Annotated in this window: 26 protein-coding genes; 6 read left to right on the plus strand and 20 right to left on the minus strand. The window is 47.1% G+C overall.

What is annotated here, in order from left to right; translation table 11 throughout:
• Positions 1 to 208: 208 nt before the first annotated feature.
• A complete protein-coding gene (locus tag ACO0KY_RS11035; protein ID WP_423046018.1) occupies positions 209 to 1798 on the plus strand; it encodes a methyl-accepting chemotaxis protein in 1590 nt (529 codons plus the stop codon).
• 108 nt (positions 1799 to 1906) lie between these two features.
• Positions 1907 to 3646 carry a methyl-accepting chemotaxis protein gene (locus ACO0KY_RS11040; RefSeq protein ID WP_423046020.1) on the plus strand — a complete coding sequence of 580 codons (1740 nt, stop codon included), beginning with the start codon at positions 1907 to 1909 and terminating at the stop codon, positions 3644 to 3646.
• A 90-nt stretch (positions 3647 to 3736) separates the two neighbouring features.
• On the opposite strand, the gene ACO0KY_RS11045 is transcribed toward ACO0KY_RS11040, so the two are convergent.
• From ACO0KY_RS11045 to uraH, 6 genes are all read right to left on the minus strand, one after another.
• A complete protein-coding gene (locus ACO0KY_RS11045) occupies positions 3737 to 4321 on the minus strand; it encodes an ATP-dependent Clp protease proteolytic subunit (protein WP_186912399.1) in 585 nt (194 codons plus the stop codon).
• Positions 4322 to 4369: 48 nt separating this feature from the next.
• Entirely contained in the window at positions 4370 to 5578 is a 1209-nt protein-coding gene (locus ACO0KY_RS11050) for a M20 aminoacylase family protein (protein WP_423046022.1), read from the minus strand.
• A 775-nt stretch (positions 5579 to 6353) separates the two neighbouring features.
• On the minus strand, positions 6354 to 6848 hold the full coding sequence (locus tag ACO0KY_RS11055; protein WP_423046024.1) for an ureidoglycolate lyase: 495 nt from the start codon (positions 6846 to 6848) through the stop codon (positions 6354 to 6356).
• A gap of 75 nt (positions 6849 to 6923) precedes the next feature.
• Positions 6924 to 7934 (minus strand): allantoicase, encoded by a 1011-nt coding sequence (alc, locus tag ACO0KY_RS11060; RefSeq protein ID WP_423046026.1) that lies wholly within the window; start codon positions 7932 to 7934, stop codon positions 6924 to 6926.
• Positions 7935 to 7971: 37 nt separating this feature from the next.
• On the minus strand, positions 7972 to 9174 hold the full coding sequence (locus ACO0KY_RS11065; RefSeq protein WP_423046028.1) for a urate hydroxylase PuuD: 1203 nt from the start codon (positions 9172 to 9174) through the stop codon (positions 7972 to 7974).
• A gap of 9 nt (positions 9175 to 9183) precedes the next feature.
• Positions 9184 to 9537, minus strand: coding sequence for a hydroxyisourate hydrolase (gene uraH, locus ACO0KY_RS11070; RefSeq protein ID WP_423046030.1), 354 nt, complete (start codon positions 9535 to 9537; stop codon positions 9184 to 9186).
• Positions 9538 to 9797: 260 nt separating this feature from the next.
• Here uraH and ACO0KY_RS11075 point away from each other — a divergent pair, with 260 nt between their 5' ends.
• The 4 genes from ACO0KY_RS11075 (at position 9798) to ACO0KY_RS11090 (ending at position 13267) form a co-directional block, all read left to right on the plus strand.
• Entirely contained in the window at positions 9798 to 10517 is a 720-nt protein-coding gene (locus tag ACO0KY_RS11075; protein WP_423046032.1) for a GntR family transcriptional regulator, read from the plus strand.
• A 52-nt stretch (positions 10518 to 10569) separates the two neighbouring features.
• On the plus strand, positions 10570 to 11547 hold the full coding sequence (puuE, locus tag ACO0KY_RS11080) for an allantoinase PuuE (RefSeq protein ID WP_423046034.1): 978 nt from the start codon (positions 10570 to 10572) through the stop codon (positions 11545 to 11547).
• Positions 11544 to 12062, plus strand: a complete 519-nt coding sequence (gene uraD / locus ACO0KY_RS11085) for a 2-oxo-4-hydroxy-4-carboxy-5-ureidoimidazoline decarboxylase (protein WP_423046036.1) — start codon at positions 11544 to 11546, stop codon at positions 12060 to 12062. Before puuE ends, uraD begins: the two co-directional genes overlap by 4 nt.
• A 113-nt stretch (positions 12063 to 12175) precedes the next feature.
• A complete protein-coding gene (locus ACO0KY_RS11090; protein ID WP_423046038.1) occupies positions 12176 to 13267 on the plus strand; it encodes a porin in 1092 nt (363 codons plus the stop codon).
• Positions 13268 to 13880: 613 nt separating this feature from the next.
• On the opposite strand, the gene ACO0KY_RS11095 is transcribed toward ACO0KY_RS11090, so the two are convergent.
• The 14 genes from ACO0KY_RS11095 to ACO0KY_RS11160 all read right to left on the minus strand — a co-directional run bounded on the left by ACO0KY_RS11095 (position 13881) and on the right by ACO0KY_RS11160 (position 25939).
• Positions 13881 to 14291, minus strand: a complete 411-nt coding sequence (locus ACO0KY_RS11095; protein ID WP_423046040.1) for a hypothetical protein — start codon at positions 14289 to 14291, stop codon at positions 13881 to 13883.
• Between the two features lie 196 nt (positions 14292 to 14487).
• Positions 14488 to 15378 (minus strand): hypothetical protein, encoded by an 891-nt coding sequence (locus tag ACO0KY_RS11100; RefSeq protein WP_423046042.1) that lies wholly within the window; start codon positions 15376 to 15378, stop codon positions 14488 to 14490.
• A gap of 292 nt (positions 15379 to 15670) precedes the next feature.
• A complete protein-coding gene (locus ACO0KY_RS11105; RefSeq protein WP_423046044.1) occupies positions 15671 to 15988 on the minus strand; it encodes a hypothetical protein in 318 nt (105 codons plus the stop codon).
• Between the two features lie 271 nt (positions 15989 to 16259).
• Entirely contained in the window at positions 16260 to 16754 is a 495-nt protein-coding gene (locus ACO0KY_RS11110) for a GNAT family N-acetyltransferase (protein ID WP_423046046.1), read from the minus strand.
• Positions 16755 to 16759: 5 nt separating this feature from the next.
• Entirely contained in the window at positions 16760 to 17287 is a 528-nt protein-coding gene (locus tag ACO0KY_RS11115; RefSeq protein ID WP_423046048.1) for a DUF6985 domain-containing protein, read from the minus strand.
• 33 nt (positions 17288 to 17320) lie between these two features.
• Positions 17321 to 17698 carry a hypothetical protein gene (locus ACO0KY_RS11120; protein WP_423046050.1) on the minus strand — a complete coding sequence of 126 codons (378 nt, stop codon included), beginning with the start codon at positions 17696 to 17698 and terminating at the stop codon, positions 17321 to 17323.
• 194 nt (positions 17699 to 17892) lie between these two features.
• Entirely contained in the window at positions 17893 to 19071 is a 1179-nt protein-coding gene (locus tag ACO0KY_RS11125) for an HDOD domain-containing protein (protein ID WP_423046052.1), read from the minus strand.
• Positions 19072 to 19291: 220 nt separating this feature from the next.
• Positions 19292 to 20320: an adenosine deaminase gene (locus tag ACO0KY_RS11130; protein WP_423046054.1), complete on the minus strand. Its 1029-nt coding sequence runs from the start codon at positions 20318 to 20320 to the stop codon at positions 19292 to 19294.
• Complete coding sequence (gene xdhC, locus ACO0KY_RS11135) at positions 20317 to 21192, minus strand: xanthine dehydrogenase accessory protein XdhC (RefSeq protein ID WP_423046056.1); 876 nt, start codon at positions 21190 to 21192, stop codon at positions 20317 to 20319. The genes ACO0KY_RS11130 and xdhC overlap by 4 nt, the downstream gene beginning before the upstream one ends.
• 157 nt (positions 21193 to 21349) lie before the next feature.
• On the minus strand, positions 21350 to 21607 hold the full coding sequence (locus tag ACO0KY_RS11140; protein WP_186912382.1) for a BTH_I0359 family protein: 258 nt from the start codon (positions 21605 to 21607) through the stop codon (positions 21350 to 21352).
• 173 nt (positions 21608 to 21780) lie between these two features.
• A complete protein-coding gene (locus ACO0KY_RS11145) occupies positions 21781 to 22161 on the minus strand; it encodes a GTPase (RefSeq protein ID WP_423046058.1) in 381 nt (126 codons plus the stop codon).
• 32 nt (positions 22162 to 22193) lie between these two features.
• Positions 22194 to 22916, minus strand: a complete 723-nt coding sequence (locus tag ACO0KY_RS11150; protein ID WP_186912380.1) for a response regulator — start codon at positions 22914 to 22916, stop codon at positions 22194 to 22196.
• Between the two features lie 84 nt (positions 22917 to 23000).
• The gene (locus ACO0KY_RS11155; protein WP_423046060.1) at positions 23001 to 25355 is read right to left on the minus strand and encodes an ATP-binding protein; all 2355 of its coding nucleotides are present in this window, start codon (positions 25353 to 25355) and stop codon (positions 23001 to 23003) included.
• A complete protein-coding gene (locus tag ACO0KY_RS11160; RefSeq protein ID WP_423046062.1) occupies positions 25352 to 25939 on the minus strand; it encodes a DUF4390 domain-containing protein in 588 nt (195 codons plus the stop codon). Before ACO0KY_RS11160 ends, ACO0KY_RS11155 begins: the two co-directional genes overlap by 4 nt.
• Positions 25940 to 25964: the final 25 nt, after the last annotated feature.

The raw sequence follows: 25964 nt of genomic DNA on the forward strand, positions 1-25964 counted from the left end.
CGCGAAGTTGTGTGTATTTTGTTGGATTTTGTAGAATAATAGCCTTATTTTAATTGGCCTTAGTGCAATCTGAATTTAATATTTTCACAAAAAGAATTATAAATTTCTTATGCTTGTCATTTCTCTTTGATATTTAAGTAGTATAGTCAAATCTGATGTTCGGTCTTTGTAGCATTTTTTGATGTCTGGATCTTTTCTGGAGCACGTCATGAAATTGTTTTACGATTTACGAATTGCATCAAAGCTCTTATTGGGCTTCGTTTCTTTACTGATATTGACCAGCTTTCTTGGCATCTTCTCGGTCTATCAACTTTCTAGTGTTAATCAAACTACCGTCGATCTGGGTGCGAACTGGATGCCCAGTGTGAATGCCGCGATGGGCATTAAAGAGCGTATGTCACGTTTGCGCACACAAGAAATGCAGATAGTCTTGTCTGCCGGTGACCCCGCCAACGTAGATAAATATGCCAAGCGTTTTGACGAATACGCAGTCGAACTTAAAAAATACGAAGAGCAATACGTCAAATTGATTTCGACCAATGAAGAAAAGGTCTATTACGCCGATTACCTCAAATTGTGGGATCAATACCTGACTGAATCAAAAAAAATCAGAGAACAAGCCCGCGCGGGAGATAAAGACGCAGCGATGGCAACCCTACGTGGTGCTTCGTCAACTTTAAATGCGCAGATATTGACCTTTGCTGACAAGATCGTGAAGATCAATGTCGATGGTGGGATGGCGTCGTATCAAACCAGTGCTGAAATTTATAAATCATCCAAAATCTGGATTATTTTTCTTTGTGTTGCCAGCGTTAGTTTGGGCCTGGTACTCGCATTTTGGATAGCACGTGTGGTTTCCAGACCTTTACAAGCAGCAGTGCGTATCGCGAAGACGGTCGCTTCGGGTGATTTAAGTAGTGATATTTATGCCGATACAAAAGACGAAACCGGACAACTACTGCAAGCCTTAAAAGAAATGAATGGCAATCTGTTGTCTGTTGTGCGTGAAGTCCGGCAGGGCACAGATACGATTGCCACGGCATCCACCCAAATCGCCAACGGTAATATGGATTTGTCTGCGCGTACAGAAAGTCAGGCGGGTTCGTTAGAAGAAACCGCATCCTCGATGGAGGAGCTGACTTCTACCGTGAAACACAATAGTGATAATGCCCGCCAGGCGAATCAATTGGCACAGTCGGCAACCGCGATTGCGCTGCGTGGCGGCGACGTGGTGTCGCGTGTGGTGAATACCATGGACTCGATCAATGTTTCTTCTAAAAAAATCGTCGATATTATTTCGGTTATTGACGGTATTGCATTTCAAACCAATATTCTGGCATTGAATGCGGCTGTCGAGGCGGCACGTGCGGGTGAACAAGGGCGTGGGTTTGCGGTGGTTGCATCGGAAGTCAGAAATCTCGCACAAAGGTCAGCAAGCGCTGCCAAAGAAATTAAAGTGCTTATTGATAACTCCGTCGCACAAGTCACACAAGGCACGCAGCTCGTTGCAGAAGCGGGCGCCACCATGAATGAAGTGGTAAGCAGCGTGCAAAAAGTCAATGACGTCATCAATGAAATCACTTCCGCTTCGACTGAACAGAGTTCAGGTATTGATCAGGTCAATACCGCCATCATTCAAATAGATCAGATTACTCAACAAAACGCGGCACTGGTCGAAGAGGCCGCAGCTGCAGCTGCTTCGTTGCAAGAACAGGCGAGCCACTTAATTCGCGTGGTTGGTGTGTTTAAGCTTGATCATAAAGAGCATACAAATAATGCGTTTTTGCAACTTGCTTAGTGTGATGAGTTTGGTACGTGTCCAATGAACGATGCAACGTAGCTGGTTGGAAATTTTCAGTGTCGTACTACTTTTTCTAGTGTCAATACATGAATGATGGAGTTGAAAATGATGTTTTTTAATGATCTGAAAATATCCGCCAAGTTATTGGTTGGCTTTATTTTGTTGTTGATACTCACGGCTTTTATCGGGATTTTCTCGATCTATGAGCTGTCGAGCGTCAATAATTCCGCCACAGAATTAGGTACCAACTGGATGCCAAGTGTGAAAGCCGCAATGGGAATCAAAGAAAGAGTCTCGCGGATTCGCTCTCAGGAGGCGCAGATGGTGTTTGCGGAAAGCCCTGAAGAAATTGATAAGTATGTAGGGCGTATCAAAGAAGCGGTGACAGGTCTCAAAGAAAGCGAGGCAGCATATAGTGCTTTAATTTCTGAGCCCGATGAAAAGGCGGTGTATGCGGAGTATGTGCAAAAAGCCACTGAATATTTGCAGATCACTGACAAAATGATCGCTTTAAAAAAAGCGGATAATTCTCCTGATGCTGTGGCTTTGATGCGTGGTGATTCATCGAAAATCAATACTAAAATGCGGGAATTGGTTGATAAGATGGTTCAGATTAATTCTGATGGTGGGGTCAAGGCGTATCAATCCGGCATCAGCGTGTATGAACATTCACGGATGTTGATTATTATTTTGTTGGCGGTGAGTCTGGGCATCGGCTTATTTCTGGCGTTCTCCATCGCTGGTATCGTTGCACGACCTTTGGAACATGCCGTCAAGGTTGCTCAAACCGTGGCAGCTGGTGATTTGACCAGCCATATTAAAGTGACGAGCAAAGACGAAACGGGCTTATTACTACAGGCACTCAAAGATATGAACGACAGCTTGATGAAAGTTGTGACGGAAGTGCGGAACGGTACGGACGAAATTGCGCATGCTTCGTCAGAAATTGCTCACGGCAATATGGATTTATCGAATCGCACCGAAAATCAAGCGAGTTCATTGGAAGAAACGGCATCATCGATGGAAGAAATTACCTCGACCATACAACACAATGCTGATAATGCACGTCAGGCGAACCAATTATCCCATTCAGCCTCTGAAGTTGCGCAGCGCGGTGGACAAGTGGTTTCGCAAGTGGTGAGTACCATGGGTTCGATCAATGATTCTTCGAAAAAAATCGTCGATATTATTGCCGTCATTGATGGCATTGCGTTTCAAACCAATATTCTGGCTTTAAATGCTGCTGTGGAAGCCGCACGCGCAGGCGAGCAGGGACGCGGGTTTGCGGTGGTTGCTTCGGAGGTGCGTAACCTTGCGCAACGCTCAGCCAGCGCCGCAAAAGAGATTAAAGAATTGATTAATGATTCGGTTGATAAAGTGTCAGAAGGTTCACGTCTGGTGGATCAGGCAGGAAGCACGATGAGCGAGGTCGTCGACAGCGTTAAACGTGTGAGTGACATCATCAGCGAAATTACGGCGGCGGGTCTGGAACAAAGTACCGGTATAGGTCAAATTAACGATGCCGTGATAGAAATGGATAGCATGACGCAACAAAATGCGGCCTTAGTTGAAGAAGCCGCTGCTGCTGCTGCATCTTTGCAAGAGCAAGCACAGCGTTTAAGTCAGGTGGTGAGTGTGTTTAAGCTTGATCGTGCACACGAAATGGAAAGCCATCAGCATGTAGCAAGATCAGTTGCTAAGCCCGTTGCGAAAGCGACGCCGGCTGCGAAAACAAATAAACCTGCGACCAAGGTATTGCCGAAACCAGCAAATGTCAGCAAAACTCAGGAAGCGAAAAAGGCAGCAACGCAAGCTGGTGGCGCAGATGAGTGGGAAGAGTTTTAGGCGCTTCGTCGTTTCGTAGGGAGGGTTATATCAAACCTACGTTTGGCCGCTATTCCCATCCGGTTTGAGCGGGGAAGCGGCCAAAAATGATTAGCTCAATTCGCTTTGTTTAACGATCGTGCGTGAGATTAAGCCGTATTCTTTGGCCTCTTCTGCGGTCATCCAGTAATCGCGGTCGATATCGTTGGTGACGCGTTCCAGGCTCTGACCTGATTCGCGTGCGATCAAAGCGGCGATGCGTTCGCGGACTTTGACGATTTCACGCGCTTGAATGGCGATGTCGCTTGCCTGGCCACCGGCACCACCGCTTGGTTGATGGATCAAAAAGCGTGTATTTGGCAAACAAACGCGGCGTTCTTTTGGTACTGCCAAAAAGACGCTGACCGCTGCACTGCCAACCCAACCAGAGCCAATCATGTTAACCGGTACATCGATGAATTTGATCATGTCGTGAATGACATCGCCAGATTCTACGTGACCGCCAGGTGAGGACACCAGCAGCGTAATCGGCTCTTTAGATTCAGCCGCTAACGCAATCAGACGTTTGCTGACATCCGCAGCAAGCTTGTCATTGATGGTGCCAAACACCAGCACGGTGCGGGATTTGAATGCTTTCTCTTCCAGGAAAGGGCTGCGCGCTGTGTCGATGTTGTCGTTGTCTTTTTCGTCGGCCATATTGATGTCTATTGTTTGAGGGTTGAAGTTGAAGAGTGTTGTGCGGCCTTAGATGGCTGCGAATGCTGGTTTTTTCAAGTAAGTTTCTGCCAATCTGACCCAATAAGTAGCGCCGATAGGCAGCAAATCATCATTGAAGTCATAACTTGGGTTGTGCAGGTTGCAGGGGCCTAAGCCGTGGCCGATGTCGCGATGTTCGCCATCGCCGTTACCGATGAACACATAACAACCGGGTTTTTCTTGCAACATGAAGGCAAAGTCTTCTGCGCCCATGGTCGGTTCGACTTGTGCGTCAACGTTTTCGACACCAACAACGGCGCGCATGACTTCGGTCGCAAATGCAGTTTCTTTGGCGTGGTTGACCAGCGGTGGATAATTGCGCTTGAATTCAAAATCGACTTCAGCGTCAAATGCAGCAGCAGTGTGCTGTGCGATTGTCCGCATGCGCTGTTCTATCATATCGAGCATAGATGTGCTGAATGTACGCACCGTACCGACTAATTGTGCTTCATCCGGAATCACATTGGTGGCGCTGCCGGAATGAATTTGCGTGACCGATAATACGGCTGATTCTAGTGGGCTGGCATTTCGGCTGACGATGGATTGCCAACTTTGCGCAATCTGGATCGCGGCAATGATGGGGTCTATGCCTTTATGCGGCTGCGCCGCGTGCGCACCTTTGCCTTTAACGGTGACATAAAATTCATTCGACGATGCCATCATCGGGCCAGGTGTAACACCAAAGGTGCCGACTGCTGACCCTGGCCAGTTGTGCATACCAAATACCGCTTCCATCGGGTATTTTTCAAATAAACCGTCATCAATCATCGCGCGCGCACCGCCGCCACCTTCTTCTGCCGGCTGAAAAATCACGTACACCGTACCATTGAAAGGTTTGTATTTTGACAAATAATGTGCTGCGCCAAGCAACATCGCAGTGTGACCATCATGACCGCAGGCGTGCATTTTTCCAGCATGTTTCGATGTATGGGCAAACGTATTGATCTCTTGCATCGGCAAGGCGTCCATATCGGCGCGTAAACCAATGGCACGCTCGCTGCTGCCGTTGGTAATGATGCCGACGATGCCAGTACCACCCAAACCACGCACTACGGGGATGCCCCATTCTTGCAGTTTATTGGCGACAATTTCTGAAGTGCGGTGTTCTTCATAGCAAAGTTCTGGGTGGGCGTGGATGTCACGCCGGATTTGTTGAATTTCGTGTTGAAACTCAACAATAGGATCAATCAGTTTCATCGTAGTCTCCGGATGCTGCTGCAGTGGTTTTGTATATATGGCTGCAGATCGTGGCTTGAATGAGAAAGATACCAGATTCTTAGTCCCGTCGTATTATGCATGTCGCGACAAGGTGATAAAAAGATAAAATTTTCTTTAATGCTTTTGAATGAGATGAGGTTTTTAAGGCTGTAAACGGCAAAAATGGCGTACTTGCGTAGTTATTCGCGACAGTGATGAGCGGTATACGAATAATAAAGCAGACATCTATGTTGCGGTGCACTATAGTTACAGCTGTCTCCTCCAACACCTCCTAAGGTTTGGATTTACCCGCAACCGCAAGGTCGCGGGTTTTTTTTTGCCGTTTGTCCTTGATAAACGGATAGCAACGGGCAAAAATCGACACTGTCGATGGCTGAATATAAAGATTAAACTTGATTAAACTTAATTTAACGAGAATTTGTGAAAGTTAATACCTATTTAACGCGATGTTAGATACGCATTGGATGCTGGGCGATACACGCTGCTGTTTGGCTCTCATGCTGTAAAGTTCTCATGCGCATTCCGCATATGGCGCGAGTATTTCTGCAAAGAAATGAATAAGTTGATTAGATATATGATTTATGAATGTTTGATATACGAAAATAGTAGTTGGTGTATTTGTTGCGCTGCGATATAGTTACACCTGTCTCCTCCAACACCTCCTAAGGTTTGGATTTAAGCCCGCCTCGAGCGGGCTATTTTTTTATCTGCGTTTTGCTTTGTCCGCTATGCCGAGTTCAGCGGCGCTGAGTGATTAACCAACCGTCCAATTGCCATCGAGCGCGATTTCATCGCAATTAAAACCCTCACCGATGCGATCCATGACAATAAAATCACTTTGCTTGTGCAAGGCAATTAATGGGTGGTGCCAGACCCCACGCGCATAATTGACTCCCTGTAAGCCTTTGCAGATAAATGCCTGCATTTGTGTGGGATTAAATTCACCAGGTGGTGCCACGACCACCAGATATTCATCGTCTATATCTGAGGTCAATGGTACAAAAGCCTGACTGCCCAGGGGATGACGTTCCATCACCTCAATTGCCAGTGGCAAGGTTCTTGGTTGCGCGCGAAACACGCTGAGTATGGTTTTTCCATTCTGCGTTTGTGTATCAGCCATGGCTAAGGCATGAAAACGCTCGGTGGTGCCCTGATTGATAGGGTAATGGCGTGCGCCTTCTAGCATGATGACTTCACCAAATGGGGCAAACGCTTCTCGCGAAAGTGTTTGTAACGGTAGCTGTGGCATGGTCTTCTTTCTTTTTCAGGACTTTCGCTATCCAAAATGAACGAAAGCCCTGTCGATCTTGCTACGATCTTGCTCTTACGCCAGTCTGCTCAATAAACGCAAACGAGATACACCGCCATCCGGGAAAATATTCAGGCGGATGTGGGTGATTGCCCCCAACGCCTGAATTTCTTGCTGGTAGTAATGCTGGTGATCCATTTGCAGTTTTTGTTGTGGCAACAAAACAGGCCAGAACATCGATTGGGTAATCAGAGACGTTTCTGTGCCGCCAGCCATCGATGCGGCTTGTATCGAGCAGCTATCCGGGAAATTACCTTTGAAATGGCAAGTATCGACTTCGATTTTTTCCACGATACCCGGATGTGCCAGCGCAATAATGCACCAGTCATTGCCAGGCTCGCGACGACGGCGGGTTTCCCAGCCATCGCCCATGTTGACGCCACGACCCGGCATCAACAGATTCGATGCCAGACCAAAATGTTGGTTATTGGTGGCGACCACATAACCGCCGTTTTCCATTGCGATCAGATCAAATAAACTATGTTTGTCCGCCGCTGTCCAATCATTTTCAGGTTGTGCATACACACGCAAACGCGCTACACCACCGTCTGGGTAGATGTTCAATCGCAAATGGGTAAAGGCTTGCGTGTGCTTGATCTCGTGGTAATGATGGCTATTGCCTTGCAAGTTCACCGATGGCAATACCTCGTGCCAGACCGTGTCGGCATTTGGGTCGCCTGCTGGCACGAAAGCACCTTCCAGCGAAGCCGCAGGTGGGTAATTGCCTGTGAAATGGCTGGTATCAATATCGACACCTTTCAATATGCCAGCACGCGCCAGTTTAAGCACGCACCAGTCGTAGCCATTGACGCGCTTACGACGTGACTCCCAGCCGTCCATCCATTTGCCATTGGTATCGTATTTGCCAGGAATAAATACGGCTGGATCGGGATTGAGCATGCGCGACATTTCTGCAAAAAAGTCGTCGCTGCATGCCAGTGTCTTTGCACCTAAACGTGGATCAGCCAGGTTTGGGTAACGACGGGTAAAGTCAGGGGCGTTCGGGTCGAGAGTGATAATAGCCATAAGATACTTTCTATTTTTTTATCAATAACCAATTTGTTTATTTTGAAGCTGGTGCAACAGCATTGCCGCTTTCAAACCAATGAGCGATGGTTGCACGCTCTTGTTCGGTGATGTTGGTCAGATTTCCTAATGGCATAATTTTTTGTTGTACCACTTGCTGATAAATCAGTTGTGACTTGGCTTCAATCACGCCGGGTTGATCAAACATCAAACCTTTTGCCGGACTATCCATCATGGTTGGGTGGGTAGCGTGGCATTGGATGCAACGTGCCTGAACAATTTTTTGTACTTCTGCGAATTGATTTTCTGTCGTTTGCGCGGCAGTTGTTACTGCTGGTTTTGGTGCAATCCAAGCTGCTACACCGGCCAGAATAGCAATTGCCAAAATCGGATAAATCGGTTGGGTATTCCCTTTGTGGCGTAGGATAAAAAACTGTCGCACCAGCACCCCGGCAACCATGATCAACACTAATACTGCCCAGTTATTGCTTGCGCTGTAGGTCATGCTGTAATGGTTAGACAGCATCGCGAATAGGACAGGCAAAGTGAAATACGTATTGTGTACACTACGTTGTTTGCCACGTTGTCCGTGTACTGGATCAACAGGCTGACCGGCTTTCATCGCTGCGACGACTTTGCGCTGGCCTGGAATAATCCAGAAGAACACATTGGCACTCATGATGGTCGCAATCATCGCCCCAATGATCAGAAACGCGGCACGTCCTGAAAACAAATGGCAGGCGCCCCATGCCGCAGCAACGACATAGGCAATGATCAGGCCTGATAAGAGCTTTTCATTTTTGCCGAACACGCGACACAATACGTCATACACAATCCAGCCCAGCGCCAGAAAGCCTAAGGCAGCTGCAATCGCGATGGCTGGTGTGAGTTGTGCTACTGACGGATCGATCAGATAGGTGCGTGCATTAAAGATATACACCAATAAAAACAAACTGAAGCCAGATAGCCAGGTGCTGTACGATTCCCAATAAAACCAGTGCAGGTGTTCTGGCAAACGCGGTGGTGCACCGAGGTATTTTTGTGGATTATAAAAACCGCCACCATGCACAGCCCACAATTCTCCGCCAACGCCTTGTTTTTTCAATTGCTCATCGGTCGGTGGTGTCAGATGGTTATCCAGCCACACGAAATAAAATGAAGAGCCTATCCAGGCGATGGCGACGATCACATGCAGCCAACGCAATAACAGGTTGGCCCAGTCTAAAAAATACGCTTCCATTGATGATCCCTAACTACCGCGATAGGTTGAGTAACTCCATGGTGTCGTCACCAGGGGCACGTGATAATGTTGACTTGCGTCAGCTACGCCAAAGCGCAACGTGACGATGTTCAGGAAAGCAGGTTCAGTCAGTTGGGCGCCCATCGCCGCAAAATAACGACCGACATCAAAATCGAGTTCATACGTGCCGCTAATGAGTGCATCGCCTTCCAATAAAGGCTGGTCACAACGACCGTCAGCATTGGTTAAACGTTCACATAACAGCTGTCTTTGCTGATCCTTGATGCGGTACAGGCGTACCTGTATGCCTTGTCCGGGTTTGCCGTGCGCAGTGTCGAGTACATGTGTCGTGAGACGTCCCATGCCTATCCTTTATAAAATACCGAAAATAAAACAACAATATTGTCGACAATCTTAAGCCTCTGAAAATCTCTATGTCAAACAAAACTTCGGTAAATCCTTGTTATTACGCTGAAATTTTTCGTGTTTCGCAACACGAAACTAAAAATAATCAGCATTCTATTTAAAAATTGTCGACAATTTGGCAAATGAGATGCTTAAATGTGAAAAACCTCATTGACTGAGTATTTACTTCGTTTTCACTTAATCCATAGAGCCAGAACGTGAACAGTAACACCCCCTGGGAAGCAGAAAATACAGATAACGCTGATAACCTTGATAAGGAACAGCGCATGTACCGCGATATTTACGATGCCATCATGGATCATCGTCTGCCTGCGCGTACCAAACTGACCGAGCAATCCTTGAGCGAGATTTATGCCATGGCTCGCCATGGCGTGCGCAAGGTATTGAGTCAGCTTGCAGCCGATGGTCTGGTTGATCTGGAGCCCAATCGCGGTGCATTTATTGCCAGTCCGGGCGAAAAAGAAGCACAAGACATGTTTGAATTGCGCCATAACCTGGAGCAGTTAGCTTTAGAAAAAGTGTTAGCCAACGACGACAGGCAGGCTTTGCGGGGATTGCGCCAGATGGTAGAGCGTGAACGCGACGCCTATCAGCAGGGTGACAGACCACAGTGGATCAGGCTGTCAGCCGATTTTCATATAGAGCTGGCGCGCCTTAGCGGCAATGATTTACTGGTCGATATGCTGCGGCGTCTGGTCTCACGTACCACCTTAATGATATCGAGTAACGACGTGCCGGGTACTCGCCCTTGCTCATTTGATGAGCACTTCAAGGTACTCGAAGCATTGGAACGGCGGGATAAGAAATCCGCTTTGCATGAAATGGCACAACATTTGCATCAGTGTGCATGCCGCACACCGAAAAATGTTGGGAGGAGTTTTGATTTAAAAACAGTACTCGGACAAAGAAATAGTTAAGCCGATCACAGACAGACAATTTCAGTTTCCACATTGACGGAGAAAACAACGAATGACAATCACCTCAGCTTATCCGCGTGATCTGATTGGTTATGGCCGCCACGTGCCACACGCACAATGGCCAGAGCAGGCAAGAATTGCCGTGCAGTTTGTATTGAATTATGAAGAGGGTGGCGAAAATTGCGTCTTGCATGGTGATAAAGCCTCAGAACAGTTTTTATCAGAAATCGTCGGCGCGGCTGCGTATGAAGCGCGGCACATGTCGATGGAATCGATTTATGAATATGGTTCACGCGCCGGGGTTTGGCGCATTTTGCGCGAATTTGAAAAACGTGGCTTGCCACTGACCGTGTTTGGCGTGGCGATGGCATTGCAACGTCATCCGGAACTGACGCAAGCGTTTGGTGAATTAGGTCATGAGATCGCGTGTCACGGTCTACGCTGGATTCATTATCAAAATCTGGATGAAGCGATAGAGAGCGAACATATGCAGCAAGCGGTGCAAATCATGCGTGAACTCACTGGTAGTGCGCCGTTAGGCTGGTACACCGGGCGTGATTCGCCGAATACACGCCGGTTGGTGGTTGAGCATGGTGGTTTTGTGTATGACGCAGATTATTACGGTGATGATTTGCCATTCTGGACCGAAGTCAGCACCAGTGCTGGTGAAGTCAAGCCGCATCTGGTCGTGCCTTATACGTTAGATAGCAACGATATGCGCTTTGCCACACCACAAGGATTTAATACGGGCGAGCAGTTTTATACCTACTTGAAAGATAGCTTTGATGTGTTGTATGCCGAAGGGGATCCGCAAGGAGATAACGCACCAAAAATGTTATCCATCGGCATGCATTGCCGCTTGTTAGGCAGGCCGGGACGCTTCCGCGCCTTGCAACGCTTTTTGGATTATGTGCAATCGCATGACAAGGTGTGGATTTGCCGCCGGATTGATATTGCGCAGCACTGGATGCAGCAGCACCCGTATGGCGCAGCGGTAAATACTGTAGCAAATACAGGAGTAAAACCATGAGCCACACTTACAGCTTAGAAGCCTTAAATCAGGTTGCTGACACAGAATTTGTCAGCATACTGGGCGGCATTTTTGAACATTCGCCATGGGTTGCTGAGGCAGTGATGGCACAAAGACCATTTTTGAGCGTGCATGATTTGCACGCGGCGATGGCGCATGCGGTACGCAGTGCGGATGAAGAAGCGCGTTTGACCCTGATCCGTGCCCATCCGGAACTGGCGGGTAAGGCGGCAGTCCGCGGAGAATTAACTGCCGAATCGACACGTGAACAGAGTGGTGCCGGGCTGAATCAATGTAGTCCTGACGAATTCGCGGAATTACAACGTTTGAACGCTGAATATAATAAAAAATTCGGTTTTCCTTTCATCATCGCTGTACGAGGGCATGACAGACAAAGTATTATCCGGCACTTCACGCAGCGGCTGAACTCAGACCGCGTCACCGAAATGCAGGAATGTATCGAGCAAATTGTCCGTATTGGCGGCTTCCGGCTGGCTGATTTGATAAGACCATAAGCCGCCTGCTTAAGAACGATTATTCGCCGATTTCGCATCAAAGACGATCCAGGATTTGCGCAAAGCGCACTGCTGCAAAAGAATTTTTTTACTACTTCGATAAAGGAAGAACCATGAAATGTAAATTCAACAGTCTGGTCATTGCAGTTGCGGCTACTTTAGCTGCGGGTAGCGCACTGGCGCAATCTACTGTATCCGTTGAAGGTCTGGTCGATATGTCGGCTGGATCTATTAAGTACAGTGGCGACAAAGCTAAAACACTTGCCGTCAACAGCGGCGGCATGACGACCTCGTGGTTGGGTTTTAAAGGCGTTGAAGATTTAGGCAACGGCATGAAAGTTGACTTCGCATTGACCAGCTTCTTGCGCGCTGATACTGGCGAATCCGGACGTTTTTCTGGCGATACGCTGTTCTCACGCGATGCGAATGTAGGTATTTCTGGTTCTTTTGGTAAAGTTTCTTTGGGTCGCAACTTGTCTCCTAATTTTTTGCCAGTCGTTATTTTCAATCCATTCGGCGATTCGTTTAACTTTTCCCCATTGGTACTGCATACCTGGGTACCTAACGGTAATTTCGCTGCACGTACCTGGGTGAATTCTTCCGCTGGCGACTCTGGCTGGAGCAATGAAATCATTTACACCACGCCAAACTACAATGGGTTGAGTGCTAATTTCCATTATCAGGCCGGTGAGAAAGCGGGTCAGACTGGTGTAAATAACGTTGGTATGAACGTGTTGTACTTCAATGGCCCACTGGCATTGACTGCCTACTACCACCAGGTACAAGTCGGTAACCCGACCCCTGGTGCGATTGTTGACGCGACTAGCTCACCGATCAACTACGCATCAATCAACTATCAAAAATCGTATTTCGTTGGTGGTAGCTATGATCTGAACGTTGCTAAATTGTTTGCGACATATTCCAACACCAAAGACGACAGCAGCACGACTGCAGCGATGACCGACAAAACCTACAGTCTGGGTGCGAAAGTGCCAGCAGCTGGGGGCAATATTTTGTTGGCATACGCTGACACTAAACGTACTGGCAGTCTGGTTGGTGCAGATTTGAGCCGTGACACATTCTCAGGTGGTTATGACTACGATCTGTCTAAGCGTACTGACGTGTATGCAGTCGTGATGAGCGACAAAATCAACACGGCTGACCGTGCTAACAGCGTTGCAGTCGGTATTCGTCACAAGTTCTGATTGCTTGGTTTTTTGTATAACATCGTAGCTTGTTGAACTTAAAAAACCGCGTGATTTAAATCAAGCCTTGAAAAAAAGCTCAAAAAAGAGTCGAACTATTTTTTGAGCCGGCTAGCATAGTTTTTTAATTCAAATTGAGAGGCCCAGAGAAATCTGGGCCTCTTTATCTTTAGTCTGCAATTAATTTTGTCTTTGCTACCAATTTGACTTCAATGAATAGTGCGCGAATTAGGATGAAATAAGCACCCGAATGGTTTTCAAAAAAAGCCACTCAGTCACATTCCAAAGAATGTTTTGCTTCATTGATCAATAATGACCGGTGAACAAGGGTTTGCAGACATTCATGTTTTAAAGCGACGGACTGGGTCGTGCGCTGAACGGTCAGAACGTGCTCTCAGACCCGGATATTCAATCGATAACATGTAGGTGGTGCAACGAGGTAGTGCCTATACTATTCGCTATGTGCCGAGAACTGTTCCTTAAATTCCATGCATACGTTCAAGTTCGTGTCCTGAACCAGCGTAACGATTTTGAAACACAGACTTTCAACATAGAGTGACACGTATCAATGGCTTTAGCATTGATTCCAAGTAAGCAGCAAGTTGGGTCCTATTCAGTTCGCTTGCGTATTTTTTGGCTTGAGCAGTGGAATTACGTCTTTGATCATTGTCTCCGCGCAACTCTTGTTTTCGCTACTTAATAAATCGACATTTTCAGTTTTTTCTCTTTCGAGAATGGCAATAACTTTTTTCAAAGCTGCGTCATTTTCAAAGGCAAAAGACTGAGAATCTGGGAACGATTTAGTGGCTACGGCAGCAAGGCGGAAATTATCTCTAGTAATTCGATATGTACTTACATTATTGCTGTTTGGTTCATGCTTCAAAAAATATTGATAGTAGAACTGCGAGACGTTTGCACAATAAAGAAATCTGGATGCCTTGGTCTCTTCATTATCGGACGCATTGGAAAATGACGCGAAGGTACCTAAGAATACAAAAGAAAAAGCTTTGAGCGATAAATTCATGATGTGCCTATTTGCTGTTATGAAAGTGTTTAACGTAGAGATAACCGGATTGCTGTTATTTACCGGATCCAATATCCGCTTTTCAGAAAAATTTCAAATGTCGTCTTTGTGCCTATTTTGCCCAGACAACAACGTAAAATCAACGACAGCTTAAGATTTACCACCTGACAATTGAAAGGCCGCCTAATATCAACTATCAATGACTCTTCACCCACGCAACAGTTTGGGTGAAGTATTTCTTCTCTCTCCATACGTCGGAGTCCCAATCATCTCCAATATGCTGAATTGCCATTTTTGCGACGGGGATGTCTCTCCCGGCGACCGCAAGACTTAACAAGATATTCCAATTATTATTATTCATTCCGTATTTTTTCTCTCGTGTGGCATAAGCCTCCTTCACTAACGGCCACGTCAAACCAGTGACGGTATAAAGTTCTTGCCAACTGTATTGCCCAATAAGTCTGTCGGCAACATACGAATAGGCTATCTTTCCATTCTCGCCACCAGGTGAAGACAGCAAAGATTGGATGTAAGCGCTTAGTTCGCCCGGTTGGCCAAACCACTTCTCCTGCAGAATATCAGCGCGATTGGAATACGATATAAACAAACTTGGATATTGCTTAGTAACTTCCGCATAGATTGAATCAAGTTTTGGCCTAGGGTTAGAGCTGGCACGGGCTATCGTTGTGTAAATTCCATATATCTGTGGATCATCCTTGGGATTCAAACTCTTCATAAGAATGCCGGCTTGCGTTAGTTTATCTTTATAAATTTTCTCTTGATTGTACGTTACTGTATTAGCATAACCATGTCCCCGAGCCCTCCAGGCATAGTTAATCAGCATTTTTGCCATGACTATATGAGCGGCAATCGATTGAGGTTTTTTGACTAACCACTCTCTGACGAGTAGCTCTTTTTGTTCAAACGAAACCAAGGTTTCATATCCCCCACATCCGCAGGTTTCACCTTCAATGGAACCTAAACCATAGTAAAAGTGACGTAATTTCTGATCTCCACCTGGAAAGCGCGCATCTGACTTACGAAAGTTATCTGCCATCGCATCAAGTTCAATGAAGCGCTTTGCCATTAACATCGGCTCTACTTTTCCATAGAATGCCTGAATGACATCAGGCTCTGCGCGACAGTTCGACGAGACTGCACAAAAAAAAGAAACAAGATGAATAGAAATTAAATTAAATTAAAGTATGGACGGTGACGCATTGTGACCTTAAGTTTATGAGTTGTAAGTGTTACTAGGCAGTGTGGGCACTTTATTGAATTTTGTTTACACGCATGAACGAGCTGTGCCGACAGTTTACAGGTGCCGACATTCAGGTTGCGTCCACTTCGGAACTATTATCGGGCATATGTTTAACCTATTAACTTTTGCCGTCGGTGATTCTACGCTCACCCAAATCCTGAAAAAAACGAAGCAAATAGTCGTCCCGGTCCTGAACAATGAATTGCCGATTACCTACATAAATATCGTTAGCACGATACCATTTTTCCTCCATTGGCAAGAAGATTGTCGCACCGGATTCTTTTATACGATCGTATAGAGAGTTTACCGATTCAGTCTCGATCTGCAAGTTCAATCCTCGACCAAATGGAACCTCGAACGGGGCAGCGATCCAGGTTCTTTCGTTTCCTGAATCGTATTCGTCCAACAAAATCCTTGCGCCTTGGCGCTCAATCATCGCAAACCCCGCCTCTTCACGCTGATATTGAATTCAAGCACTTCTATGTAGAAGCAGAGACTGACCTTAATATCCCTGCAGATGAGTTCCGATATCAGTGGAGTAGTTGCGAAATTTTTAGCCATAGGCAATAATTTTTTACTGATAGAGAAGTTAAATTCAATCGCAAATAAAGTACCCCATCAAAACCCAACCTTGAGATCGTTGGCATACTGTCCCGGTTTTCAACACTTTTTGTTAAGGCTTGGTTTCGTACGTAGCTTTTTTGGGCTCAGGTATCGGCAGAAATGTGCTTGATCCAATTCACTAGAGGTTCACCATCTTCATCAATGATCAATTCCTCGTACAAAAAACCATTCTTTTGCACGACGTGGATAGATGGTAAGTTGTCTGGATTTACTCTCGCCAATAGTCTCTTAGCACTACCAAGTTTTGTGGCGATGCGAATTAATTCAGCCACGGCAGCACTGGCTATACCTTGTGCGCGTGCTGACGGAGCCACGCCATACCCGATTTCCACTTGTTGATCCAGCGGTTCACTTTTAAAGCCACAGCCACCGACAATTGAGTTGTCAGCTAGTCGCACGATATAAAAAGTCGAACACCAGGCTTCCGATAAACCGCTGCCTAGTTGTTGCAATGACCGCTCTGCGACAAAACTTGGCGGCAGGGCATCAGGTAGTGCTCTTTGCAACAGATGCGCAGGGTAGTCAGATACGGCCAATTTTCTCAGATCTGCAAGTGGAATGGACTCCAGTCTGATCATAGAAATTATCCGCGGCTTTGATAAATGACTTTTTCCAGTTCAGGTAAGCCATAGACGTCCGCGTTGCTTAAAAAATCATCAAAGGGGCCAAGCTTATTGATTACGTTGCCATTTTTGAAAACGATTTGTAAGCCTTCTTCTTCGTTCCAATCGCAATCACATTCCAGCAATACGTACACGCCTTGATCGCCGGTCTGGCGGCGGCATACTAAAATTTCGTCGCCAAATTGTATGTGCTGCCAGACTTGATCCGCGGTGGAAATATCGACGACATCAAATCCTTCGCTTTTGGCAAATTGGACGCAATCCCGATAGTAAGAAAAGATCTCATGTTCAACGGCGAGCAGTACGGTTTTATCCAACGCCAGAAAATGGCTGATGGCATCTGAAAACTCTTGCGGGCGCGCGTCTTGTGCATAGCCTTCCAGCAAAAACTCGCACTCCTTGTTGAGCGCAGCGACGGCGATCGGTTCACTGACCAGCCAATCGTTTTCTGTATCTTCGGTCAGTAGTCCAAGCGGTGCGATTTGCATAGAAATCCTAGTTAAAATGTGATGACGATGTCATTAACGATTACACGAAGACATAGCCTTCGGGGAGATCAATAACAACAGAAAAATGAATAATAAGCCAAACAGCAGAAACACATGCGTACCTGGTAAATGATTGAGACTATTTTGCGCCCAAACACGACTGACCAGACGATAAAGTTGAAACGCACTGGCCGCTAACCCCAGCCACCATGCCCACGCATAACGCCCACACAAACCAATCGCAATCAACAAACCAATGATCGCGATGAGCCAGTTTGTCAGTTGACTAAAACTAAGATTAACGCTGAGATGATCGCTATTGGCTGAGACATTAAGTAAAGAACTACCCACTGCGACAACAACATAGGCAACTGCCACGGCAGCTGCAATAAGAATACGAGTTCTGGCCACAACAAACCTGTAAAAAAATCCATCAACGGATGGTATTGATCGAATTGATCCAGCGTGAAACAAAACACTTGCCGGATGATGCTGCGCCAGTTCAGCGTGGCGCGTAGCAGTTATCGATTTAGATAACCGCGTTGCATTCTATCAATTTCTGTCGATGTGCAAATGCTTAAAATACGTTTTTGTTTGACGCTCATCTAACCGTTGGTGCTGACGTTGCGCAGCTCATATGCTTGCAGGGTATTAAGGTTATCGAAACAATCTGCCATTGCCGGGTTCAAGCCGGATTTGAGTTGCTGATCATTGCGACTAAGTTGCGCCTGATTGACCAGAACACGCATCTTGCTAATCAGGTCAGCGTCATGTAAGAGTTGTCCTAAAGCCGTCCATTCAACCGCTTTTCTGCCACCGGCTTGTTGCTGCAACGCTTGTATCACAGTCGGTGGGAAATCCCAACGCTGTGCAATCCGGTATGACAATGTCGCAGCGACCGAGGCCATTGCGTGTTGGAATCCTGCCGAATATCTGAATTTCGGTTGTTCGCATTCCTGATCCAGCAAACGGAATGCAATGATGAGGCCAACGTTTTTCATCAAGCCAGTCAGAAACGCTTGAAATGCATCGTAGCCGTTGTTTTCTTTGTGATCGCTGAGAGCATGACAGGCCAATGCGCATTTTTCGGATTGCAACCAGAGGTGTGGTGCGGCACGGCGCGTGTAGGGGCCTGCACTGAGATTAATGATGGGGCGGAAAGCGACTTTGGCGATGACAAAGCGTAAGCCGTCTTCACCTAGCATGATCACCGCTTTTTCCAGGCTACTGATGCGATCAGCTGGGTTGTAGAGCGCACTGTTGACGGAATTTACAACTTCACCGACCAACACCACGTCTTTGACGATGAGCCGGGTTAATTCATGCACCGCTACTGACTTGTTGCGTAAGCTGGCCAACAGTTGTGGAATGACCGAGGGCATACGCGGCACGACCACCGCATCATTGAGATCGGAGGCCAACAAACCATACAAGGCTTGTAGCACTTTTTGTTCCGTATCAGCGACACTGCCTTCGCCGGGGTAACCCATAATCCAGTCAAAAAACAAAGTATCGATCGGGATAGCAGGTTTCCAGATCTGTAATTTTTCAGTGGAGGGCGTGGCGTTATTGATTTCCACTATTTGAGTAGGGGCTGCAGCAGGCACGACGGTGGTATTCACAGCTAACGGCGGCAAAGTATTTTCAACTACCACCGGAAGCACGTTTTCAACAGCGGGTACAGTTTCAGGCGTAACAGAATCAGCAACTGGCGGGCTCTTTGTTTTGCTTTCTTGTTCAGTGCCAAACAAGCGTTGAAAAAATTGATTGAAGGGATTTGCCACGGGTGCCCTTTCTTTGCCACAGATTGACATTACAAGGAATGAAATACGCTTAGCTACGTTGCAAAAGAATAGCAGCTTTACACCTGAACTGGATGGTTGTTTGATGACGAAATTTTAATAAAATATACTACAGGGAGTAATAAAAAATGCCCTTTATCTTCTCAGGATAACGGGGCATTTTTTGTTGATACTCCCCTAGGGGAAGTAGCTATGGAAGGTATCAGGCGTTTTTCAGATACAGATCAAGTTCATCAAACCAGACTTGTTTTTGCTCATCGGAAACAAAAGCAGCTTCAAAGCTGTTGCGTGCCAGTTGCACTAATTCTGCTTTGCTCAAATTGAGCGCATCGGCGGTAGCGATGAAATTGGTATTCATGTAGCCACCAAAATACGCAGGATCATCCGAATTAATTGTGACACACAAACCATCGCGCAACATACGTGCCAGATTGTGTTCTCGTAAATCTTTGACCACACATAATTTGAGGTTGGACAAAGGGCAGACCGTCAGCGGCATGCGGGTCTGCTGCAAGCGTTGCATTAATGCAGCATCTTCTTCAGCGCGTACACCGTGGTCGATACGCTCTACTTGCAAAACATCTAAGGCGCCATGAATATAGGCTGGTGGGCCTTCTTCGCCGGCATGGGCAACCAGATGCAGACCCATGGCTTGCGCCAGCGTAAATACATGCGTGAATTTTTCTGGTGGATTGCCGACTTCGGCCGAGTCTAAGCCAACGCCTATCCAGACATCTGCATAGGCATCGCGCAAAGGCAGCGCAGCTTCCAGCGTGGCAATCGCGTCTTCTTCACTCAGATGACGCAGGAAGCACATAATCATGGTGCCAGAAAAGCCATGTTGTGCTTTGGCTTCACGCAAGGCACGTGCAATACCGGCAAATACGGTTTCTATCGCAATGCCACGCGCAGTATGCGTTTGCGGATCAAAAAATAACTCTACATGGCGCACCTGATCGGCCAAAGCACGTTGAATATAAGCATGGGTCAGGTCAAAAAAATCCTGCTCGGTTTGCAGCACCGCTGCACCCGCATAATACAAATCCAAAAATGATTGCAAGTCAGCAAAATCGTAAGCCGCACGGACTTCTTCAACGCTGGCGTAGGGCAGGCTGACCTGGTTTTTTTTTGCCAGTTCGAACATCATTTCAGGCTCGAGTGATCCTTCGATGTGCAAATGGAGTTCCGCTTTTGGTAAGTGTTGAATGAAATCGTGCAAAGAGGTGCTCATAGTTTTACTTCACTTTTTATTGTTGGTGTTGAGATGGCAGAGAGTGTAGGGGGCTTCGCCCAGAGTTGCAATAATTGCGCAGCGACCGCGACGGCAATCACGCCTGGTTCCTTGCCATTGATGCCATGAATACCTATCGGACACACCATTGATTCTAAATGTGCTTGGCTTATCCCACGTTCTTGCAGACGGTTTTCAAAGCGCGCCCGTTTGGTTTTGGAACCAATCAGGCCAAACCAGGCAACATCTGGTTGGCGCAAAATATGTTCACTGAGAATGAGGTCGAGCCCATGGTGATGCGTCATGACCAGAAAATACGCACCTTTATCAGCGGTGGCAATGACGGCTTCCGGGGTGTCGGTGGCTTCGGTACTGATGTTGGCAGGTAAGTCAGTCGGGAACAAATGGTCACGCTCATCAACCCAGGTGATGCGACAAGGCACTTGTTGCAAAATATTCACAAGAGCAGCGCCTACGTGGCCCGCACCAAACAGATATAAATGCGGTAAATTGGCTTGTTCTTGTTGAAAAGTCAGTAATTTGTTTTGCCAGTCTGTGTAACTCCAGCAATCGACACGTTCCAGACAGAGACTCAGTGCACCGCCACAACACTGACCCAGACTAGGGCCCAATGACAGGTCTATATGTCGAGGTTCTTCATTGACTGTAGTAGTCTCTGCCAGCCACAAACGGGCGCTGGCAATGGCTTTCCATTCCAGATGGCCGCCGCCTATGGTGTCGTATTGATTATTGGCGGTGACTAGCATGCGCGTGCCTGCCCCGCGCGGGGTTGACCCCCGCACTGTCGTCACCGTGATTAAAACTGCCTTATCTGCCGGTGTCAGTCGACGCAAACTTTCCAGCCAAGTCATGTTCGTATTCATAGTTATGGCAAGCCTTTTCGGGTAATGAACCCACGATAGCAGCTTGCCATGTCAGCGCCATATATGAACACTGATGCTGCTTATTTGACTAGCAATATTGCCTGTAACAATGAATGGCTGAAATGTGGGCTACTCGCTTATCGATTTAATGAAAATAGACGTTTTGTGCCATCGATGCGTCATATTGACCGAGAAATTCGTCGATTTCTTCGACGCTGGGTTCGCTCGCAATCAGTTGTGTGACGTCATGGCGAAAGTCTATTGCTCTCGCACCGGCAATAAACCATTCACGATGAACGGATTTATCGGTGATTTCATAGCCGCCAAAGCGCAGGGCTTCGTGATCAGCGTCTGCGCCATACTCAACGACGCTGAAATTTTCGCTGTTGTAGATGAGATTCATTTTTGCATCCTTTCTGGCTTGAGGAAAAACTTCCCCGATTGAACCGGACATGGTGCTAACGGCAGCGGATTTCAAGTGATATGAAACGAAACGGCACTAAAGAGCGATGGACGACTGGCATGTTTTCTTTCGTCTTGCCTGTAGTAACGGCAGAACCAGTGTCGGTCTTTAGTCTACAAGCAAATAAACGATACTTCCAGTAGCAACTGATCGTAAGGGGGAAGTTTTAAGGTCTGGCGTATGTTGTCCAGATGTTCCGTGCTGGCAACGCTGAGATACAGATGTTGTATTTTTTGCCTGAGTACCCGATTTAGGGTCACGCGCATGGTGAGATTACCAATGCAACAAAAACAACCGGGTGCAATCCGGTGCACGAAAACTTGTGGCGAAGTAGGAAGTAGAAAATTGCCCGATGGCAATCCTTCGAGAATTGCAGCAATCTTTGCATTAGCGGGCTGCGCAGCCAGAAAAGCGGCGCTTGCTTCTGCAATCACTGCTTCTCTTCGTGCGTAATCAGCCCCGCTGACGATGGTCAGCGGTAGGCGTTCAGACATGGACGTTGAAAACGGATGTATAAAGCGGACGTTTATTCGCCGCGCTTCGCGTATTTCACGGACTCAACACCCAATTGCTTCAATTTGCGATACAAGTGTGTGCGTTCCAGACCAGTTTTTTCCGCCACCCGTGTCATGCTGCCGCTTTCGCGATTCAGATGGTATTCGAAATATATTCTTTCGAAGGCATCTCTGGCTTCGCGCAGAGGTAAGTCAAATGACAAACTGGCAAATTGATTCACTGGCGCTGGCGCCGCTACCTGAGCCACGTTGAAAGAACGATTTTCAAAATTGCTGTTCGCTGATTGCAAGTTATGTGCATTGTTCACGTTGTTGCCGTGATCGCTGCTGATAACGCGCAACGGCGGTACTGCAGGACGATTTGTTTCCGGTGTCCGGGTCAAACCTTGCTGTACGGCTTTTAACAGTTTTTGTAAAGCGATAGGCTTTTCTAAAAAGTTCAGTGCACCAATGCGAGTTGCTTCGACTGCAGTATCAATCGTGGCGTGACCTGACATCATAATGACAGGCATGGTCAGCAGACCATCGCGTTGCCATTCTTTGAGCAGCGTTACGCCATCTGTGTCTGGCATCCAGATATCTAATAGCACCAGATCAGGTTTTGCTTCTTGACGCGCGAGACGTGCTTGCTGAGCATTTTCAGCAAGTTGAACCACATGCCCTTCATCTCCCAGGATTTCCGAAAGTAATTCCCGGATTCCCATTTCATCATCTACGACCAGAATATTTGCCATAAATTTACCCTATTACCGCCCCTATGATTTTACCTTTTTATACCTGCATCTTTCTGTGAAGATGTCAGGTGAATACCTGCACGCTCAAACTGCTTTTGATTCCGGTGCTAACTTTAACAGCAAAATCGCTACTTTTGCACCGTTTGTATCACTACGATTTTGAATATCAATTCTACCGCCATGTTCATCAATGATTTTTTTGACCATAGCCAGACCTAAACCTGTACCTTTTGGCTTCGATGTTGCATATGGTTCAAATGCTCTTGACAGAATTTTCTTGGAAAATCCCGGGCCATTATCAACGATAGACAATCTTACTGCTGACTGTACATCATTCCCTTTCGTGTTATACCGTACAACCTCGGTAATGACGTCGATGCGTGGTGCAACACTAGTATGCGGGTTGTCAGCCACTGCGTCTTGGGCATTTTGTAGCAAATTATGTATTACCTGCCGTAATTGTGTGGCATCACCCATAATTTTTGGCAGATCAGGCGCCATATTGAGTCGTATGATATCGCGGTCGTCCCCAGCCAGATAAAGATGTAAAACTTCATCAATCAGACCACCCAGATTCAGTTCGGACAAAACGGCAGGCGGCGTCTTGGCGTAATCACGGAAATCATCGACCATGCGCTTCATTGATGCTACTTGATTGACGATGGTGGTGGTGCTCTTATTTAATATCGCGACGTCAGTCTCACTGAGCTTATCTTGCAATTTCATTTGCAAACGTTCTGCCGATAATTGGATAGGTGTCAGCGGATTTTTAATTTCATGCGCTAAACGCCGTGCCACTTCACCCCACGCAATCGACCGCTGAGCCGAAATAATATTGCTGATGTCATCGAACACGATCACATAGCCATTACCAGAACCTACCGGTAAATGCGAGCCGCGCGCCAGTAAAGTGATGCTGGATTTTTCATCATTCGGCATGGCATCGAAGGCTGGTGCCTGTGTCGCGACGGCATCTGGCCGTGGAACTTCGATTTGTTGTTGCCAATGTTGTTCGTGTTCGTCTTTGCCGCCTGCTGCCGATTGTGCATGTTGTTCGGAAAAAGCCTTGTCAATTTCGGTCGCAAATTCAGTCATTCCGGGGATATCACCAAGCGCTTTGCCGATTTCAGTCTCTAACGGGCGTTGCAAAATACGTTCAACAGATTCATTGCAAGTGACCAGATGTCCGGCTTGATCTAATACCATCACACCTGCCGACATGTTTGCCAATACGGATTCCAGATAGGCTTTGGCGTTTTCCAGTTCATTGCGGTTTTTTTCTACTGCCGCACGCGCATCGAATAGTTGTCGCGTCATGGTATTAAATGACTGCGTCAGGCTGCCTAACTCATCGGAACTGGCAACGATAGGTCGTGGTGAGAAATTGCCCTCAGTGACCGCCTTCGTGCCTTCCGCCAGCAACAATAAGGGACGCGCCAGTTGTCCGGAGATCAGAAACGCGCTGGTAATCGCAGCAAAGATCGCCAGCAATAAGGTCAGCGTCAGCGTAAAGATGTACATGGTCTTTAAGCTGCCACGACCCAGAGAGCGGACTTGATATTCGCTAGAGGCGTTACGTAGCGCCTCGGCGTGCATGGCAATGTTGGCCGGTACTGGTTGGATCAATTGCAGGAAATAAGTTTCACGCTGCAGAGACAGACCAGTATCGACGCCTTCAAGTTGTATCACGACGCGTGAGCGCAGGATTTTTTTGGGTTCCTGCGCTAATACCGGACGTTTGGCACCATTGGTGGCGGCGTCTGACGCTACGTTATCTGTTCCTGCATCGCTGATTTGTTCATCGGTCGCTGCGTAGATACGCGAACTGCGCGCCTGCCTGATCATATCGGCGGTTGGTAACTCTGGCACTAAGCGATCAAAATTCTGGTTCGCAGCGGCGATCAGGCGGCCTCTGCTATTGACGATGCACGCTTCCTGAACGCCCGCACGTTCACGCAGGTGCGACAATTGCAAAGCAGATGAGCTTGACGGCGAGTTTAATTCGCTCGCCATATCACGGGCTTTACTTTTCAAATCGGCCAGCAGGAAATCGAGTGCGCTTAGCCCCAGATTTTTACCAGAATCGAGAGCCGATTCGACTTTGACGTCAAACCAGGATTCAATTGATTTGGATACAAACGTGACTGAAACCACGTAGATCACTGTGCCCGGCAAAATACCCACCAGCGCAAACAATAATACGAGACGAGTCATGAGTCGTGAGCCAAATTCACGATTGCGGAAGCGATTGAACAGCCGCCCTAACAAAGTGGCGATCAGGATCAGCAGTGCGAAAGCCACCAGGGCATTGGCGCCTAACAGCCAGCCATAATAATGTTCAAAGCGCGTTGAATTGTCTGCGGCAGTAGTGAGTAAAAAAAGCAAGATGCTCATCAGAGCACCGCCAATAATTAAGGCATACCGCAAAAATTTTGTCACTTTTCTTCGACCTTGAAAGTAAAGCGTTTCCAGTCAGAGGAGAAGCGCCAGTCACTATCGTTGAGTGAGGTAATCAGGAAGGTTTTAGGCAGATAGCTAAGATCCAGCTTTAGTTTGATGCCCACGTTATAAACTGCGCCGGGGGTCAGACTACCTTTTTCTGCCACGATCCAGCGCCGTGGCCTAAGCACTAAGGCTAGCGCGTCCTCTAGCGTCGGGAAGTTTTGCTGCAGCCCATTATTGATGGTTGCAGTGTAATTTCTGGTCCAGGGATTGTAGGCAATTCTGACGGTTTGCGTCGAACGTATGGTTTTTTCATCAAACCAATACCAACGCGGCCTGGTCATTTCTACTTCTGTTGTAAAAGACAGCGGAATTTCTTTTGAAATTGCATCGACCAGTCCGCGACTCAGTTCAAATGAAAAACTTGCGGATATCCGATAACCTTCATCCGTTGTTTCTAGTTTGGCAGAAGTCACTTCTGCTTCGGTCGCATGTACTGTGGGAGCAATGAGCATAGCCATTAATGCTAACAATAATGTCAGCATCAATTGGCGTAGCGGTGCGATCAGTCGAAGGAGCATGCAATCTAAAATATGTTCGGGAGTC

This window comes from Undibacterium sp. Dicai25W, assembly GCF_049340505.1.
Taxonomy (GTDB): Bacteria; Pseudomonadota; Gammaproteobacteria; order Burkholderiales; family Burkholderiaceae_D; genus Undibacterium; species Undibacterium jejuense.